10 protein-coding genes, 2 tRNA genes and 1 pseudogene are annotated in these 18722 nt (G+C 43.7%); 3 read left to right on the top strand and 10 right to left on the bottom strand.

What is annotated here, in order from left to right:
* Nucleotides 1-16 precede the first annotated feature (16 nt).
* Nucleotides 17-571, top strand: coding sequence for a GNAT family N-acetyltransferase (locus D8801_RS08955; RefSeq protein ID WP_125849286.1), 555 nt, complete (start codon nucleotides 17-19; stop codon nucleotides 569-571).
* Nucleotides 572-627: 56 nt separating this feature from the next.
* Here D8801_RS08955 and recA read toward each other — a convergent pair whose 3' ends face one another.
* From recA to rpoB, 8 genes are all read right to left on the bottom strand, one after another.
* A complete protein-coding gene (gene recA / locus D8801_RS08950; protein ID WP_125849284.1) occupies nucleotides 628-1779 on the bottom strand; it encodes a recombinase RecA in 1152 nt (383 codons plus the stop codon).
* Nucleotides 1780-1833: 54 nt separating this feature from the next.
* The gene (locus D8801_RS08945; protein WP_125849282.1) at nucleotides 1834-3090 is read right to left on the bottom strand and encodes a competence/damage-inducible protein A; all 1257 of its coding nucleotides are present in this window, start codon (nucleotides 3088-3090) and stop codon (nucleotides 1834-1836) included.
* Between the two features lie 73 nt (nucleotides 3091-3163).
* Nucleotides 3164-4204: a glycopolymer--peptidoglycan transferase LytR gene (gene lytR / locus D8801_RS08940; RefSeq protein ID WP_125849280.1), complete on the bottom strand. Its 1041-nt coding sequence runs from the start codon at nucleotides 4202-4204 to the stop codon at nucleotides 3164-3166.
* A gap of 4 nt (nucleotides 4205-4208) precedes the next feature.
* Nucleotides 4209-4730, bottom strand: coding sequence for a GNAT family N-acetyltransferase (locus tag D8801_RS08935; protein WP_125849278.1), 522 nt, complete (start codon nucleotides 4728-4730; stop codon nucleotides 4209-4211).
* Complete coding sequence (gene tsaE, locus D8801_RS08930; RefSeq protein ID WP_125415563.1) at nucleotides 4720-5163, bottom strand: tRNA (adenosine(37)-N6)-threonylcarbamoyltransferase complex ATPase subunit type 1 TsaE; 444 nt, start codon at nucleotides 5161-5163, stop codon at nucleotides 4720-4722. Before tsaE ends, D8801_RS08935 begins: the two co-directional genes overlap by 11 nt.
* Before the next feature lie 103 nt (nucleotides 5164-5266).
* Entirely contained in the window at nucleotides 5267-5890 is a 624-nt protein-coding gene (locus D8801_RS08925; RefSeq protein WP_125849276.1) for a hypothetical protein, read from the bottom strand.
* Between the two features lie 204 nt (nucleotides 5891-6094).
* Nucleotides 6095-9760 carry a DNA-directed RNA polymerase subunit beta' gene (rpoC, locus tag D8801_RS08920; RefSeq protein ID WP_185758517.1) on the bottom strand — a complete coding sequence of 1222 codons (3666 nt, stop codon included), beginning with the start codon at nucleotides 9758-9760 and terminating at the stop codon, nucleotides 6095-6097.
* Nucleotides 9761-9792: 32 nt separating this feature from the next.
* On the bottom strand, nucleotides 9793-13410 hold the full coding sequence (gene rpoB, locus D8801_RS08915; protein WP_125849274.1) for a DNA-directed RNA polymerase subunit beta: 3618 nt from the start codon (nucleotides 13408-13410) through the stop codon (nucleotides 9793-9795).
* Between the two features lie 443 nt (nucleotides 13411-13853).
* Here rpoB and D8801_RS08910 point away from each other — a divergent pair, with 443 nt between their 5' ends.
* A complete protein-coding gene (locus D8801_RS08910) occupies nucleotides 13854-17570 on the top strand; it encodes a pullulanase (RefSeq protein WP_125849272.1) in 3717 nt (1238 codons plus the stop codon).
* Nucleotides 17571-17880: 310 nt separating this feature from the next.
* Nucleotides 17881-18357, top strand: a pseudogene (locus tag D8801_RS08900) (transposase family protein); the annotation flags it as partial.
* Between the two features lie 121 nt (nucleotides 18358-18478).
* Here the strand turns inward: D8801_RS08900 and D8801_RS08895 are convergent.
* Nucleotides 18479-18552 (bottom strand) — tRNA-Pro (locus D8801_RS08895).
* A 16-nt stretch (nucleotides 18553-18568) separates the two neighbouring features.
* Nucleotides 18569-18642 (bottom strand) — tRNA-Arg (locus D8801_RS08890).
* Between the last annotated feature and the right edge of the window lie 80 nt (nucleotides 18643-18722).

Here is an 18722-nt window from a genome sequence, read left to right as displayed (position 1 = left end):
GAAAAGGAGGTCACTTATGAGTTTGACCAGTCAATTAATAACCGATGCATTTCCAGATCTTGATAAGGTTGAAAAGCTAAACAAGGAGGCTTTTCCCGAGGAAGAACGAGTTTCTCTGTCAGAGTTCTTACGCTATCAGGACCGAGATGACGCGCACTTTTTTGCCTTTTATAACGAAGAAGAGTTTGTCGGCTTTGCCTTCTCCATCTCCAATCAAAAAGCCTTCTATATCAGCTTTTTTGCCATCATGCCTCACTTGAGAAGCCATGGGTACGGAAAGGAAATCATCGAAAAGCTGACAGATTTTTACCAGCGAACCATGTTGCTGGAAGTCGAGCGATTGGATGAAGAATGCGATAACTTGGAGCAGAGAAAGGCCCGCATGGATTTCTATCGCCAAAATGGTTTCAAAACAGCCAATGCTTTTCTAGAGTATGAAGGTTTGAGTTTTGAAATCCTCTATCGTGGCGACCATTTTGACGAAGAAGCCTATTGCGACATCTTCCAAAAGTTACAGGATGAACATTATTTTGACTTTCACATCGAATACCGTCGTTTTAGTGATCATTAGTTCTTTCATCTGAAATAAACATAAAAAGTAGCAGTTCCTATCTGCTACTTTTTATGTTATTCTTCAATTTCGATTTCAAGTCCATCGCCTAGGTCAAGCGTTACTTCTTGGTTAGGTGCTAGATCTTCTGCGACAGAAGTAGGAGTTGTCCCTTCTTCATCTTCAATCAAGCCATATTGAACACGAACTTGATGGTCAATCTCATCAAAGACTTCTGGGTGATCTGCCAAGTATTTCTTAGCATTTTCAGAACCCTGACCGATCTTTTCATCCTTATAAGAGTACCAAGCTCCTGCTTTTTGGATGATATCGAGATCACTTGCAATCTTCAAGAGCTCACCAGTCTTAGAAATCCCTTCTCCGTACATGATTTCAACAAAGGCTTCCTTAAATGGTGGAGCCACCTTGTTTTTCACGACCTTGATCTTGGTTTCCTTACCGACATTGGTATCTTTTTGATCACCAGTTCCTTTGATTTGCGTGCTTCCACGAACATCCAAACGGACTGAAGCGTAGAATTTCAAAGCACGTCCACCAGGTGTTGTTTCTGGATTTCCAAACATGACCCCAACTTTTTCACGCAACTGGTTGATAAAGATGGCAATTGTTTTGGTTTTATTGATAGAAGCACCAAGTTTACGCATAGCTTGGCTCATCATACGAGCCTGCAAACCAACGTGGCTATCTCCAATATCCCCATCAATTTCTGCACGAGGTACAAGGGCCGCAACTGAGTCGATAACGACAAGGTCAACTGCACCTGAGTCAATCAATTTTCCAGCAATTTCAAGACCTTGCTCACCTGAGTCTGGTTGTGACAAGAGCAGCTCGTCAATGTTCACACCAAGGGCTGCAGCATAGGCTGGATCAAGCGCATGTTCTGCATCGATAAAGGCTGCAATACCGCCTTCCTTCTGTGCTTGCGCTACAGCATGAAGAGCAACGGTTGTCTTACCAGAAGACTCTGGTCCGTAGATTTCGATGATACGTCCCTTAGGATAACCACCTGAACCAAGAGCAATGTCAAGAGCCAGTGATCCTGAACTCATGACTTGGACCTTTTGCTCTGCACGCTCACCCAAGCGCATGATTGATCCTTTACCAAAGTCTTTCTCAATCAATTTCAGGGCATCGTTCAATGCTTTTTCACGGTCAGCCCCAAATTTTTTCCCAATTTCATCTAATTTTTTTGTTGGTTTTTTCGCCATTCTATTCTCCTGTATTCTAATAGTCCTAAGACCTATCTACTATTATATCAAAAGTTAGTCACTTAATAAAGCCTTGCGAACTAGGTTAAAGGCATGCATGACCGCGATATGTCGAACATCTGCTCGACTTCGTCCTGCGATATTAACCTTGATAACCTCTGTCCCTTTTGCATGTGCCAGTCCAATAAAAACTGTACCAGCTGGATGACCCTCTAGGCTATCTGGTCCTGCCACACCCGTCAAACTGACTCCATAATCAGACTGAGTCTTGAGCCGTGCCTGCTCTGCCATTTTCTCAGCTGTAAACTCAGACACGACACCGTGTTTTTCCAACTCTTGCTCGGAAATATCCAGCATCTTGGATTTTTCTTCTATGCTGTAGGTGACAAACCCTCCATTAAAAATGGCAGAAACTCCTGAAAAGTCTGCTAAAGTAGCCTGAAAAAGACCTGCCGTCAAGCTCTCTGCTGCAGTAATGCTTTTCTGTCTCTTCTTAAGCTCTTCTACAACGACACTTGCTAGGCTGGTTTCTTCTCCATATCCATAGCAGATGTCTCGCAGAGAAATTCCTTCAAAAGTCTGACGATCTAAGATTTGATTTTCCAAAATATCCAAGGCTTGATCAGCCTTTTCTTGACTGACTGCTTTTGTGGACAAGCGCAAGGTCACCTCTCCTGTTTTGGCGTAAGGAGCCAAGGTCGGATCTGTCTGCTGGTCAATCAAATCCGCCAAAATGGTCACCAACTGACTTTCACCAATCCCAAAGAAACGGAGCACTCGTGAATAGAGCTTAGCACCAGTCACTAACTTGGGTAAGAGCTGATTTAAGACCATGGGTTTCAATTCACTAGGAGGTCCTGGAAGGACTACGTAGGTCACACCATCCACTTCCGACACCCCTCCGACTGCTAAGCCTGTCTCATTTGGCAGTGGAGTTGCCCCTTCTACAATTTGTGCTTGCCTCTCATTATTGGGTGTCCGAGCATAGTCTGGCCTTTGAGCAAAAAAGTGATCAAGTTTTTCCTGAGCTTGAGGATCAAACACCAAGGCTTTTCCCAAAAATTTTGCCAGCGTTTGTTTGGTTAAATCATCCTCAGTTGGCCCCAAGCCCCCTGTCAAAATGACTAGACTGCTACGCGAGCTCGCAATTTCTAGCAAGGACATAAGACGCGCTTCATTATCTCCCACAGCCGTTTGGAAGTAGACATCTACCCCGATTTCTGCTAGCTTTTCAGATAAAAACTGGGCGTTGGTGTTGACGATCTGCCCTGTCAAAATTTCCGTTCCTACAGCAATAATTTCTGCTTTCATCTTTCCTCCTATTTATCTATTCGAATTTTTTTGAAAAAATCGCAGGAAATTTCCCACGATTTGATTCTTTGTTTTATTCTACCTCTTCGTTTGAAACACTAGTACTGGTTGAAGGCGCTGTCCGACCAAAGGCTGTTTCGTACAGTACCGCATTGGTTTCTAATTCTGTCACTGGCTCTTTACCCAGTGAACTACGCAAGAGATTTTGCATTTCGAGCATATGTTCTGAAGTGACAATCTGATAAGAAATCCCTTGTAGCTCAGCATCTTCACCACGAAGTTGATGTGTTTCGATGTTTTTAAAGGAATCTTGGTAACCAAGTAGTTGTGGGATACTGGAGGCAGACAAATCAACATTTGTCTGCATATTATCACTAAGCGCTTTTAAGATAGCTTGATAATGACTGATACTATTGAGGCTCAAGACCTTTTCCATAATCTTTTGAATGACTTCACGTTGACGTTTTTGACGACCATAGTCTCCCTCAGGATCCTGATAACGCATCCGTGAATAGACCAGAGCTTCCTCACCATTCAAAGTTTGCTCACCGACTCCAATCGAGATTTTATTAAATTCTTCCTGATCAGCAATCGAAATTGGAAAACCGAGTGTGTTGTTGACTGTGATGCCCCCAACTGCATCAACTAGCTGTTGGAGTCCTTGCATGTTGACCATCACATAACGATCAATATGAATGTTCATCATTTTTTGAATGGTTGAAATAGCCAACTCTGCACCGCCATTGGCATAGGCAGCATTGAGTTTTGCTTCCTGAACTTGGCCATTTCCAGTCTCAATCTTGGTCAAAATATCCCGTTCTAAACTCATCATAGTGGTTTTCTTGGTTTTCGGATTGACTGTCAGAAGAATCATGGAATCACTATTCCCCGCCCAAGGGTCTGTACGTTCTACATTTCCCGTATCTACCCCCATCAAAAGAATGGTCAAAGGCTCTGTCGCCTCAATCACGTTGGTTTCTTCACCAATTTTCTTATAAGTTTTTTTACTTAAGGTTTCAGTTCCTTGATAATAAATAGTATAGGCATACGCACCCACACCTAAAGCCGTTACTGCTAGAAAAGCTAGTAGCATTCCGATTATTTTTTTTACCATCTTATCATTTATCTATCAGTCTACCCATCAGGTAAATGTCTAAAAATATCCCTTCTTTTAAATAGGCTCCTCTTTCTTGTAAGCCTTCTGTAACAAATCCAAATTTTGAATAGAGGTGGATAGCTGCCTCGTTGCGCTTTTGTACACTGAGCTGCAAACGACGCAGAACTCCACTGGTTTTAGCCCACTCAATTCCTTCTTCAAGGAGTATGCTTCCTAAGCCATGATTCCAAAACTTCCTTTGGATGACCAAAAAGATATCCCCGATGTGACGAATCCGTATACGTTGCTCTGCCGTGATGTTCAAAACACCTGCAATTTCATCATTCAGGAGGGCTAGGAGAGTGATTTGGCTATCTGAAGTCGCTTGCTTTTCAATGAAAAGCGCCATTTCAGATTCTGTCATCAAGATACCATTTTCATCCAGACTGGTGAAATCTGTCTCCTGTCCAACTAAATCCAAGAATGCAACCAAAGCAGCGGCATCATGAGCTTCAGCCTCACGAATACAAAGTTCATACTCCATCTTGAAGCTCCTTAATCAATTCCTCAGCACGAGAACCCTGAGCGGTAAAATAGAGGCGACGACCCTCAGCCTCTTTCAAGAGTTCCAACTCCAAGTAGGAATCTGGCAAATCCTCACCCAAAAGATGTCCCCACTCGATAACGGTCACTCCACCACCAAAGAGAAACTCATCCAAGTCAATTGAATCAGCATCCCCCTCAATCCGATAGACATCCAAGTGGTAGAGCGGAAGGCGACCCTCATACTCTCTCACGATGGTGTAGGTTGGACTTTTGATCATCTGACGAATCCCCAAGCCCTTGGCAAGACCCTTTGTAAAGGTTGTTTTACCAGCACCCAATTCCCCAGACAAGATCAAAACATCATTTTTTTGGAGCAAGGTTCCTAGGCGTTCTCCCAGATTAATCAGCTCTTCTTCATTTTTTGCGTACATACTACTATTATACCAAAAAGTTTTCTTTTGTGTGAATTTTCTTTACAAACTTACTATAACAACTTTGGTAAAATAAGGGATTTTTATTGATAGAAAAGTGTTTTTAAAAAAATATACACATGGCGCTAACAAGTAAAATATCTCGGATTACGTGCCCGTAAAAAGAAAATTCTCTTCTCATAGATTTTGGAAATAAAAACCGAGCAAAAATGAAGCCTAAACCAACATAAAAAACAATGGATAAAACTGTCATTGGATTTCTCAAGAACAGCAAGGTTGTCAAAACTGTCAGGACAACTGTTTTTTTCTTATCGATAGTGGTTTTCAAATCTCGACTGTACTTTTCAAATGGTAAAAAGACAAGTAAATCAATGCCAAACAAGAAAAAGAAGGAGGGCAAGAAAAGATCTACCAGCTCTTGCTGAAAAGCTGTCTGTGTTAAAATAGTCTCCGACAACACCAGACAGACACCTACTAGGTTTAAAACCAACAAGGTACTATAAAATAGTTTCACTTTTTTCTGACTATTTATAATGCTATGGACATCCTGATCTTGGGTATAAAAGAAATTCATCCCCGCGCACAGACCTGATGCCAATACGATAAACACTAGAAAATAGGCGCTTGATTGCTTTAGGGTTAAGACGGATCCCTTCCACAGTAAACAGCTACTCAGACTAATCTGGATCAAAGCTAATAACAATAAGATGCGAATTGATTTTATCATTTTCAGTTCTCCCTTCGTATACATGATTATACTCTGCGAGAAAGATAAAAATTCCCCTCTCTTCTCAAATGTCCAATTTTGACGCTCAACTGACAAAAATGAAAAACAGTTGAAGCGATTTGAGAGATATTGCGTCGTGCTCACCTAACCCCAATAGGCAGAAGTGTAAAACAAAAGAGAACCCAAAGGTTCTCTCGTTTGCTTTTATTCTACTGTTTCTTCAACTTGGATTTCCACAGTTTCGTCTACTGGAGCATTTTCTGTCTCTTCTTGTTCTGGAGTCAGATATGCTGCTTCATTGATAGCCTGTGGTTCAAGGTTACGGTAGCGAGCCATACCAGTACCTGCTGGGATGATCTTACCGATGATAACATTTTCTTTGAGTCCAAGGAGATGGTCTTTCTTACCACGGATAGCTGCATCTGTAAGGACACGAGTTGTTTCCTGGAAGGAAGCCGCTGACAAGAAACTGTTGGTTTCAAGTGAGGCTTTGGTAATTCCCATAAGGACTGGACGACCAGTCGCTGGAACTCCACCTGCGATAAGAACATCTTTGTTGGCATCTGTAAAGTCGTTGATATCCATGAGAGTACCCATGAGAAGATCTGTGTCACCTGGATCCATGACACGAACTTTACGGATCATTTGACGAACCATTACCTCGATGTGCTTGTCACCGATTTCTACCCCTTGGCTGCGGTAAACTTTTTGTACTTCACCGAGGAGGTAGGTTTCAACTGACAAGACATCGCGAACAGCAAGGAGACGTTTTGGTTGGATAGATCCTTCTGTAAGAGCTGCACCGCGAGAGACTTGGTCTCCAACTTCGACACGCATACGTGCTGTAAATGGAACCACGTACTCACCTTCGCCAGTTTCTCCCTTAACAAAGACTTTCTTGGTACGAGTTGAAGCATCTTCTTCGATGGCTGTAACCTCACCCTTGACTTCAGTGATAACCGCTTCCCCTTTCGGATTGCGAGCTTCAAAGATTTCTTGGACACGAGGAAGACCCTGAGTGATATCGGTATTTGAGGCAACCCCACCCGTGTGGAAGGTACGCATTGTAAGCTGTGTACCAGGTTCCCCGATAGATTGGGCAGCGATTGTACCAACTGCTTCACCAACTTCAACCGCATCACCAGTCGCCAAGTTGATACCGTAACAGTGACGGCAGACACCGTGACGAGTGTTACATGTAAATACAGAACGGATAGTGACTTCTTCCACGCCAGCGTTGACAATTTCACGCGCCTTGTCTTCTGTAATCAACTCATTTGGACCGATGATCACTGCACCAGTTTCTGGATGTTTAACAGTTTTCTTAGTGTAACGACCATTGAGACGCTCTTCGAGAGACTCGATCATCTCTTTTCCTTCTGCGATAGAACGGATCAAGAGACCACGGTCTGTTCCACAGTCGTCCTCACGGATGATAACGTCTTGGGCAACGTCAACCAAACGACGAGTCAAGTAACCTGAGTCGGCTGTCTTAAGGGCCGTATCGGTCATACCTTTACGGGCACCGTGAGTTGAGAAGAACATTTCGAGTACTGACAAACCTTCGCGGAAGTTTGAAAGGATTGGCAATTCCATGATACGTCCGTTCGGAGCGGCCATCAGACCACGCATACCGGCAAGCTGTGAGAAGTTTGAGATGTTACCACGGGCTCCAGAGTCCATCATCATAACGATTGGGTTCTTAGGATCTTGGTTGGCAACCAAACGTTTCTCCAATTTTTCACGGGCAGCACGCCATTCAGCTGTTACAGCGTTGTAGCGCTCGTCGTCTGTGATCATACCACGACGGAATTGTTTGGTGATTTGTTCTACACGTTTGTGTGATTCTTCAATGATTTCAGCCTTGTCATCAACGACTGGGATATCGGCAATACCCACTGTCAAACCTGCAAGAGTTGAGTGGTGGTAACCGAGGTTCTTCATGCGGTCAAGTAGGGCAGAAGTTTCTGTCGTACGGAAACGTTTGAAGATTTCAGCGATGATATTTCCAAGGTTTTTCTTCTTGAACGGAGGGTTAAGTTCAAGATTGCTGATTGCTTCCTTGATATCTCCACCTAGTGGCAAGAAGTATTTAGCTGGAACACCTTCTGTTAAGTTGGCATTTGTAGGTTCTTGCAAATAAGGTAGCCCCTCTGGCATGATGTCGTTGAAGAGGATTTTACCAACAGTTGTCAACAAGACCTTGTGTTTTTGCTCTTCAGTCCATGGTTTGTTGAGACTATCTGTTGCAATACCAACACGTGAGTGGAGGTGAACATAACCATTACGGTAAGCCATAACAGCTTCGTCACGGTCTTTGAAGACCATTCCTTCACCTTCACGACCAGCTTCTTCCATGGTCAAGTAGTAGTTACCCAAAACCATGTCCTGAGACGGAGTAACAACTGGTTTACCATCTTTAGGGTTCAAGATATGCTCAGCAGCCAACATCAAGATACGAGCTTCTGCTTGGGCTTCTTCTGAAAGCGGTACGTGGATGGCCATTTGGTCCCCGTCAAAGTCGGCATTGTAGGCTTCACAGACAAGTGGGTGCAAGCGAAGGGCCTTACCATCAATCAAGACTGGCTCGAAGGCTTGAATACCCAAACGGTGAAGGGTCGGTGCGCGGTTCAAAAGTACTGGGTGTTCTTTGATTACTTCTTCAAGAATATCCCAGATACGTTCGTCTCCACGTTCTACCAAGCGTTTAGCAGCTTTGACGTTTTGCACGATGTCACGGGCAACGATTTCACGCATGACGAATGGTTTAAAGAGCTCAATTGCCATTTCACGTGGCACACCACATTGGTACATCTTAAGAGTTGGACCAACGGCGATAACGGAACGTCCTGAGAAGTCAACACGTTTACCGAGCAAGTTTTGACGGAAGCGTCCTTGTTTACCTTTGAGCATGTGGCTCAATGATTTCAGTGGACGGCTACCTGGTCCTGTGATCGGACGACCACGACGACCATTATCAATCAAAGCGTCAACTGCTTCTTGAAGCATACGCTTCTCATTTTGAACGATGATACCTGGGGCGTTCAACTCAAGCAAGCGAGCCAAACGGTTGTTACGGTTGATAACACGGCGGTAAAGGTCGTTCAAGTCAGATGAGGCAAAACGGCCACCATCCAACTGCAACATCGGACGAAGATCTGGTGGAATAACCGGAAGGATGTTGAGAATCATCCATTCAGGTTTGTTTCCAGACTTGTAAAAGGCATCCAAAACATCCAAACGACGGATGGCTTTGACACGTTTTTGTCCAGTAGCTGTTTTCAACTCTTCTTTGAGTTCAGCAATTTCTTTTTCAAGATCTACTTGTTTCAAGAGGTCTTGGATGGCTTCGGCACCCATCTTGGCAACGAATGACCCATAACCATACTCACGCAAGCGCTCACGGTATTCACGCTCTGTCATGATTGACTTGTGCTCAAGTGGTGTATCCTTAGGATCAATCACCACATAAGCCGCAAAGTAGATCACTTCCTCGAGGGCACGAGGGCTCATATCAAGGGTCAAGCCCATACGGCTTGGAATCCCCTTGAAGTACCAGATGTGAGATACTGGTGCTTTCAACTCGATGTGCCCCATACGCTCACGACGAACTTTCGTACGCGTTACTTCAACCCCACAGCGGTCACAAACAATCCCTCTGTAACGAATGCGTTTGTACTTCCCACAAGCACATTCCCAGTCTTTTGTAGGACCAAAGATGACTTCGTCAAAGAGTCCTTCACGTTCTGGTTTCAAGGTACGGTAATTGATTGTTTCAGGTTTTTTGACTTCTCCATAAGACCATGAACGGACTTTGCTTGGAGAAGCTAGGGTGATTTGCATACTTTTAAAACGATTTACATCAACCACTATTTCTTCCCTTTCTATTTTAAGTGAACTGCTTATTCTTGTTCAGCAGCTTCTTCTGTTGCTTCCGCTTTTGTTGCTTCCGCTTTTGTTGCTTCTTCAGCTTCAAAGGCTGCTTTAGCCTCTTGAGCTGCTTTTTCGCGGGCTTTTTCAAGGTCATCTACGTGGATGACATCTTCGTCCATTCCTTCATCCAAGTCACGAAGTTCCACTTCTTGGTCATCTTCGTCAAGGACACGCATGTCAAGACCAAGAGATTGCAATTCTTTTACAAGAACTCGGAAGGATTCTGGAACACCTGGTTTTGGAATTGGTTTTCCTTTTGTAATAGCTTCATAAGCTTTCAAACGTCCGTTGATATCGTCAGACTTGTAAGTCAAGATTTCTTGAAGAACATTTGACGCACCGTAGGCTTCAAGAGCCCAAACCTCCATCTCACCGAAACGTTGTCCACCAAACTGAGCTTTACCTCCGAGTGGTTGTTGGGTAACGGTTGAGTATGGTCCGACTGAACGCGCGTGCAATTTATCATCAACCATGTGGTGGAGTTTGATCATGTACATGACACCAACTGATACACGGTTGTCAAACGGCTCACCTGTACGTCCATCGTAAAGGATTGTTTTGGCATCGCTATCCATACCTGCTTCTTTGACAGTTGACCAAAGGTCATCCGAACTTGCTCCGTCAAAGACTGGTGTTGCGATGTGGATACCAAGAGTACGTGCAGCCATACCAAGGTGGAGCTCCATAACCTGACCGATATTCATACGTGATGGCACCCCAAGTGGGTTCAGCATGATATCGACTGGAGTTCCATCTGGAAGGTAAGGCATGTCTTCTACAGGAACGATACGAGAGACAACCCCTTTGTTTCCGTGACGTCCGGCCATTTTATCTCCGACCTTAATCTTACGTTTTTGAGCGATGTAGACGCGAACCAGCATATTCACACCAGATTGCAACTCATCACCATTTGCACGGGTAAAGATTTTGACATCACGAACGACACCATCAGCACCGTGTGGTACACGAAGAGAAGTATCACGCACTTCACGAGACTTGTCTCCGAAGATAGCGTGCAAGAGACGTTCTTCGGCTGAAAGGTCTTTCTCACCCTTAGGTGTTACTTTACCTACAAGAATATCACCTTCTTTAACCTCAGCACCGATACGGATAATTCCCATCTCGTCAAGGTCTTTGAGGGCATCTTCACCAACATTTGGAATTTCACGAGTAATTTCTTCAGGCCCAAGTTTTGTATCGCGTGTTTCTGATTCATATTCCTCGAGGTGGACAGATGTGTAGACATCGTCTTTCACCAAGCGTTCACTCATGATAACGGCATCCTCGAAGTTGTAACCTTCCCATGTCATGTAGGCAACGATTGGGTTTTGTCCAAGCGCCATTTCTCCATTTTCCATAGAAGGTCCGTCAGCGATAAAGTCGCCTTTTTCAACGACGTCGCCGACTTTTACGAGCGTACGTTGGTTGTAGGCAGTACCTGAGTTAGAACGACGGAATTTTTGGATGTGGTAAACATCAAGTGAGTTATCTTCACGACGAACTTCTACCTTGTCAGCATCTGCGTAAGTAACTTTACCGCCATGCTGAGCAATCACAGCTGCACCTGAGTCATGAGCTGCTTGGTATTCCATACCAGTACCAACGTAAGGCGCTTTTGGATCGATCAATGGCACAGCCTGACGTTGCATGTTGGCACCCATGAGGGCACGGTTGGAGTCATCGTTTTCCAAGAAAGGAATACATGCAGTCGCAACGGCAACTACCTGTTTTGGTGATACGTCCATATAGTCAACAACATTAGCTGGATACTCTTGGTTGACCCCTTGGTGACGTCCCATGACAACTTTTTCAGCAAAAGTTCCATCTTCGTTCAGACGTGAGTTGGCCTGTGCTACAGTAAATTCATCTTCTTCATCGGCTGTCAACCAAACGATTTCGTTGGTAACAACACCTGTTTCACGATCAACCTTACGGTATGGTGTTTGAACAAAACCATATTTGTTCAAGTGTCCGTAAGATGACAAGTTATTAATCAAACCGATGTTTGGTCCTTCAGGCGTCTCGATTGGACACATACGACCATAGTGAGTGTAATGCACGTCACGTACTTCATATCCAGCACGGTCACGAGTCAAACCACCAGGCCCCAAGGCTGACAAACGGCGTTTGTGAGACAACTCAGAAAGCGGGTTGTGTTGGTCCATGAACTGTGACAACTGTGATGAACCAAAGAATTCTTTGACTGCAGCTGTTACAGGACGGATGTTAATGATTTGTTGCGGTGTCAAAACTTCATTGTCCTGAACAGACATACGCTCACGGACATTACGTTCCATACGAGAAAGTCCAAGACGAACTTGGTTAGCAAGCAATTCACCGACTGCACGGATACGACGGTTTCCAAGGTGGTCGATATCATCCACACGTCCGATACCTTCAGCCAAGTTGAGGAAGTAACTCATCTCAGCAAGGATATCAGCAGGAGTTACAACACGAACCTTGTCATCAGGATTGGCATTCCCGATGATGGTTACAACGCGATCTGGATCCGTTGGTGCAACCACCTTGAATTTTTGAAGGACAACCGGTTCTGTCAGAACAGCTGCATCGTTTGGAATATAAACGATCTTGTTCAAGTCACCATCCAAGTGGTGCTCGATACTTTCAATCACGCTACGAGTCAAGACCGTTCCTTTTTCTACCAAGATTTCTCCTGTTTCAGGGTCTACCAATGGCTCAGCAATGGTTTGGTTGAGCAAGCGTGTTTTGATGTTGAGTTTTTTATTGATCTTGTAACGACCAACGGCTGCCAAATCGTAGCGGCGTGGGTCAAAGAAGCGTGCCACAAGCAAGCTACGTGAGCTTTCAGCAGTCTTAGGCTCACCTGGACGAAGGCGTTCGTAGATTTCTTTCAAGGCTTCGTCTGTACGAGAGTCCATTGGATTCTTATGGATATCTTTTTCGACGGTATTGCGAACCAATTCGCTGTCACCGAAGATATCAAAGATTTCGTCGTCACCTGAGAAACCAAGCGCACGAACCAAGGTCGTAAAAGGAATCTTACGAGTACGGTCGATACGAGTATAAGCGATGTCTTTTGAGTCGCTTTCAAGTTCCAACCAAGCTCCACGGTTAGGGATAACAGTTGAACCGTAACCCACTTTACCGTTTTTATCAACTTTATCGTTAAAGTAAACACCTGGTGAGCGGACCAACTGAGATACGATAATACGTTCACCACCATTGATGATGAAAGTGCCCATTTCTGTCATGATTGGGAAATCACCAAAGAAGACTTCTTGAGTCTTGATTTCGCCTGTTTCTTTATTGATCAAGCGGAAGGTTACAAAAATGGGCGCTGAATAGCTAGCATCGTGGATACGTGCTTCTTCGAGTGTGTATTTCGGTTCCTTGATTTCATAGCCAACAAATTCTAACTCCATTGTGTCTGTGAAGTTTGAAATTGGCAATACATCTTCAAACACTTCCTTAAGACCATGGTCTAGGAAAGCTTTGAATGAATCCGTTTGAATTTCAATCAAATTTGGTAAGTCAAGAACTTCTTTGATTCTTGAAAAACTACGACGGGTACGATGTTTCCCGTATTGAACGTCATGTCCTGCCAAGATGATTCTCCTTTGTAAATAAAGTTTCAAGCCTTGTCAATCAGGCTTTTCTAATCGTCATATGGTTTTAAAAAACCTTATCACCATGTCCTTCTGATGAATTTTCAGAATCTTTAAATCTTTGTTACAAGCACTCGAAAACCTGAAAAAAAGCACAAAAAGAGCAGCTAAATCTGACTTTTTCAGAAGATTTAACTGCTGTGAGTCTTGTCTGGACAATATTTCAGACAAAACCTACGACAAATGATTACTTATATTATACCTTATTTAGCCAGATTTTTCAAGGTTTCTTTACTATTTTTTAAACAATCTTTTCCTATATATTATTTTAAAATTTCAAGAGAATGAAGCATTATATTTTCTCTCAAAAACTAGGAAAACGCTTGCACTAATGTTTACCTCGTGCTATACTGATAGGGATCAACTACACAAGGAGAATTGTGATGAAAAAGAACCCATCTCAAACTGAGAAAAAAATGATTTATGGTATTCGTTCCTTGAAAAATGGAACAGGCTCTGTCCTTATCGGTGCCAGCATTGTCTTGCTTTCTGCTGCAATGCCAACTATTTCGGCTAATGAAAACCTTCCCCAAACTCAGGAAAATACCAGCGCTGTGACCAAGGCCCCTACTGAGACTGAAACTAGTCAAACTCAAACGGAAACGCCTATTTCTGAACAAAAGAATGCAAACGCTTCCCTGGACGCTAAAAAAGAAGCACCCGCAACTGAAGCTCCTCTAGCAGCTGAAACACCTAAACAAGACGACACTACCACAAGCCAGCCTAACAGCAAGGAAGAGAAAGTAGATGCCAGCACTTCGGCGCCAACTTCAGATCAAAAAACACAAGCTGACACATCTTCTGAAGAACCCATCGCAGACAACTACTTCCGCATCCATGTAAAAAAACTCCCTGAAGAAAACAAAGATTCTCAAGGTCTTTGGACTTGGGACGATGTTGAAAAGCCGTCTGAAAACTGGCCCAATGGAGCCAAGTCCTTCAAGGATGCCAAGAAAGATGACTACGGCTATTATCTAGATGTCAAACTCAAAAATGAGCAAGCCAAGAAAGTCAGCTTCCTTATCAACAATGCCAAGGGAGATAACCTGACAGGGGACCGTTCGGTAGAGCGCCTCTCTCCAAAAATGAATGAGGCCTGGCTAGATGAAAACTACAAGGTATACAACTATCGCCCTCAACCAGCAGGAACTATTCGTGTCAACTACTATCGCACCGATGGCAACTATGACAAAAAATCTCTTTGGTATTGGGGCGATGTTAAAAAACCAAGCAGTGGAGAATGGCCTGACGGTACTGACTTTACCGCAACTGGAAAATATGGTCGTTACATTGACATTCCACTCAATGAAGCTGCAAGAGAATTTGGATTTTTATTACTAGACGAAAGCAAGAAAGGCGATGATGTGAAAATCAGAAAAGAAGATTATAAATTCACTGATCTAAAAAATCACAGTCAGATTTTCCTCAAGGATGATGACGAAACCATCTACACTAACCCCTACTATGTGCACGATATCCGCATGACTGGTGCCCAACACGTGGCTAAATCTCGTATCGAAAGCAGTTTTTCTACCCTCGTTGGGGCTAAGAAAGACGATATCCTCAAACACTCCAGCATCACTGATTACCAAGGGAATAAAGTAGCTATCACAGACGTAGAAGTGGATGAGGCAGGTAAAAAAGTGACTTACATCGGCGACTTCTCTGACACTCAACACCCTTACACTGTCAGCTACAATTCAGACCGATTTACCACACGTTCAAGCTGGCGCCTCAAGGATGAGTCCTACAGTTACGATGGTCCACTCGGCGCAACTCTGAAAGAAGATGGCAAGCGTGTTGACCTCACCCTCTGGTCTCCAAGTGCTGATAAGGTTTCCGTTGTTGTCTATGACAAGAAAGACCCTGAAAAAGTAGTTGGAACTGTCGCCCTTGAAAAAGGAGAAAAAGGAACCTGGAAACAAACTCTGGATGCAAACTCAGGTCTCGGTATCAGCAACTACACTGGCTACTACTACCACTACCAAATTGAGCGCCAAGGTAAAACTGTCCTCGTTCTTGACCCTTATGCCAAATCATTAGCGGCTTGGAACAGTGACCTAGCAAAAACAGATGCCACTCATAAGGTCGCTAAGGCTGCCTTTGTCGATCCAGCGAAGTTAGGTCCGCAAGACTTGACCTATGGGAAGATTCGCAACTTCAAATCGCGTGAAGATGCCGTTATCTATGAAGCTCATGTGCGTGACTTCACTTCGGATCCTGCCATCGCAAAAGACTTGACCAAGCCATTTGGTACCTTCGAAGCCTTTATCGAAAAACTAGACTATCTCAAAGACTTGGGTGTGACTCATATCCAACTCCTTCCAGTCTTGTCCTACTACTTTGTCAACGAATTGAAGAACCATGAACGTTTGTCTGCCTATGCTTCAAGCAACAGCAATTACAACTGGGGATATGACCCTCAAAACTACTTCTCCTTGACTGGTATGTACTCAAGCGACCCTAAGGATCCAGAAAAACGTATTGCCGAATTCAAAAAACTCATCAACGAGATCCATAAACGTGGCATGGGGGCTATCTTGGATGTGGTCTACAACCATACTGCCAATCTCGACATCTTTGAAGACTTAGAGCCAAACTACTACCACTTTATGGACGCAGACGGAACTCCTCGTACTAGCTTTGGAGGCGGCCGTTTGGGAACAACCCACTACATGTCTAAGCGCGTCTTGGTAGACTCTATCAAGTATCTGGTTGAAACCTACAAAGTAGATGGTTTCCGTTTCGATATGATGGGGGACCACGATGCGGCTTCAATCGAAGAAGCATACAAGGCTGCACGCGCCCTCAATCCAAACCTCATCATGCTGGGTGAAGGTTGGAGAACCTATGCTGGTGATGAAAATATGCCTACTAGAGCTGCTGACCAAGATTGGATGAAACATACCGATACTGTCGCAGTCTTCTCAGATGACATCCGTAACAACCTCAAGTCTGGTTATCCAAACGAAGGTCAACCTGCCTTTATTACAGGTGGCAAGCGTGATATCAACACTATCTTCAAAAATCTCATTGCTCAACCAACCAACTTTGAAGCAGACAGCCCTGGAGATGTCATCCAATACATCGCAGCCCATGATAACTTGACCCTCTTTGATATCATTGCCCAGTCTATCAAAAAAGACCCAAGCAAAGCTGAGAACTATGCTGAAATCCATCGTCGTTTACGACTTGGAAACCTCATGGTCTTGACAGCTCAAGGAACTCCATTTATCCACTCTGGTCAGGAATACGGACGTACCAAACAATTCCGTGATCCAGCCTACAAGACTCCAGTAGCAGAGGACAAACAACCAAACAAATCTCACTTGTTGCGTGATAAGGACGGCAAGCCGTTTGTCTATCCTTACTTTATCCATGATTCTTACGACTCTAGTGATGCTGTCAACAAGTTTGATTGGACCAAGGCTACAGATAGCAAAGCATATCCTGAAAATGTCAAGAGCCGTGACTACATGAAAGGATTGATTGCCCTTCGCCAATCTACAGACGCCTTCCGACTCAAGAGTCTACAAGATATCAAAGAACGCGTCCAACTCATCACTGTCCCAGGTCAAAATGGTGTAGAAAAAGAGGATGTAGTGATTGGCTACCAAATCACTGCTCCAAATGGAGACATCTATGCAGTCTTTGTCAATGCTGACGAAAAAGCCCGCGAATTTAATTTGGGAACTGCCTTTGCACATCTAAGAAATGCTGAAGTTTTAGCAGATGAAAACCAAGCAGGGCCAGTCGGAATTGCCAACCCTCAAGGTCTCGAATGGACCGAAAAAGGCTTGAAATTGAACGCTCTCACTGCTGTCGTTCTCCGCTTGTCTCAAGGTGGCGCCATTGTCGCCCCAGCTGTGGAAGAAAAGCCAGAATTTGATCTTTCTAGCTTGGAAGTTGAACCAGAACAAGGCCAAGCTCAAAACCTAGCCGCCAATCCTGAAACTCAAGAAACTGCTGCAGAGGTTCACTCTCAGAACCTCCTTCCAAACACAGGTACTGAGAGAAAATCTCTTCTTGCCCTTGCTGGATTCAGCATCCTTGCCCTTCTCGGACTTGGATGGTTGATAAAAAACAAGAAAAAGAACTAACACTCAATGAAAATCAAAGAATAAACTAGAAAGCTAGTCGCAGACTGCTCAAAGCACAGCTTTGAGGTTGTAGATAAGGCGAAGCTGACCTGGTTTGAAGAGATTTTCAAAGAGTATAACCTAGCCCTCCTATAGAGAAAACACCCCATGATTAGAAGAATCTTCTAGTCATGGGGTGTTGTTTGCAGACTCTATAATATTTGTAGTGGGTAAATCCCCTATAGATATTATGGAGCCTATTTTGTTGTAGAAAAAAAGTCCCATAAGATCTATAATGAAAAGCGACCAAACCATCATTAGAAAGAATCATATGGGACAATTACATTTTATCACAAAACTACTCGATATTAAAGACCCCAATATCCAAATTCTAGATGTCGTTAATAGAGATACATACAAGGAAATTATTGCTAAACTGGACTACGACGCCCCATCTTGTCCTGATTGCGGAACCCAAATGAAGAAATATGACTTTCAAAAACCGTCTAAGATTCCTTCCCCTGAAACGACTGGCATACCTACTAGAATTCTCCTAAAAACGCCGTTTAAAGTGCCATCATTACTCAAAAACTAGTTGAAAAAACTTCTATGACCGATATCGCTCACCAGCTTTCCATTTCAACTTCAACCGTCATTCGGAAGATCAATGACTTTAGTCGACTTCATAAGACGATGTCCTGAGACGAGTACGCCTTTAAAATGAGTTTTATCCGTACAAGGCTTTAAGAATCTCAATATCATCACTGTCCTTGAATGCAGAACGCAAGCGATTATTCAAAATCGCTTTGAATATCAAAAAGGAGAGGACTGATTTAGTCCTCTACAGAGTATGACTTTTTGGTAATTCACTACAGTTGACAAAGAGCCAAAAAAAGATACTCACTTAAGTATCTTGGTCAATAAATCAATCGGGAAGACAGGATTCGAACCTGCGACACCTTGGTCCCAAACCAAGTACTCTACCAAGCTGAGCTACTTCCCGAGTTAAATAGAAAAAATGCACCCTAGAGGATTCGAACCTCTAACCGCCTGATTCGTAGTCAGGTACTCTATCCAGTTGAGCTAAGGGTGCTCATTATTATATGCCGAGGACCGGGATCGAACCGGTACGATCGTTTCCAATCGCAGGATTTTAAGTCCTGTGCGTCTGCC

The sequence above is a fragment of the Streptococcus oralis genome (assembly GCF_003943415.1).
GTDB lineage: Bacteria > Bacillota > Bacilli > Lactobacillales > Streptococcaceae > Streptococcus > Streptococcus oralis_BJ.
Note: the sequence above shows the minus strand (reverse complement) of the source record. Positions and strands in the feature narration are given on the sequence as shown.

Excerpts from the sequence above, each read along its gene's own strand:
- D8801_RS08955 (WP_125849286.1), top strand. The coding sequence starts at position 17 with ATGAGTTTGACCAGTCAATTAATAACCGATGCATTTCCAGATCTTGAT.
- recA (WP_125849284.1), bottom strand. The coding sequence starts at position 1,779 with ATGGCGAAAAAACCAACAAAAAAATTAGATGAAATTGGGAAAAAATTT.
- D8801_RS08945 (WP_125849282.1), bottom strand. The coding sequence starts at position 3,090 with ATGAAAGCAGAAATTATTGCTGTAGGAACGGAAATTTTGACAGGGCAG.
- lytR (WP_125849280.1), bottom strand. The coding sequence starts at position 4,204 with ATGGTAAAAAAAATAATCGGAATGCTACTAGCTTTTCTAGCAGTAACG.
- D8801_RS08935 (WP_125849278.1), bottom strand. The coding sequence starts at position 4,730 with ATGGAGTATGAACTTTGTATTCGTGAGGCTGAAGCTCATGATGCCGCT.
- tsaE (WP_125415563.1), bottom strand. The coding sequence starts at position 5,163 with ATGTACGCAAAAAATGAAGAAGAGCTGATTAATCTGGGAGAACGCCTA.
- D8801_RS08925 (WP_125849276.1), bottom strand. The coding sequence starts at position 5,890 with ATGATAAAATCAATTCGCATCTTATTGTTATTAGCTTTGATCCAGATT.
- D8801_RS08910 (WP_125849272.1), top strand. The coding sequence starts at position 13,854 with ATGAAAAAGAACCCATCTCAAACTGAGAAAAAAATGATTTATGGTATT.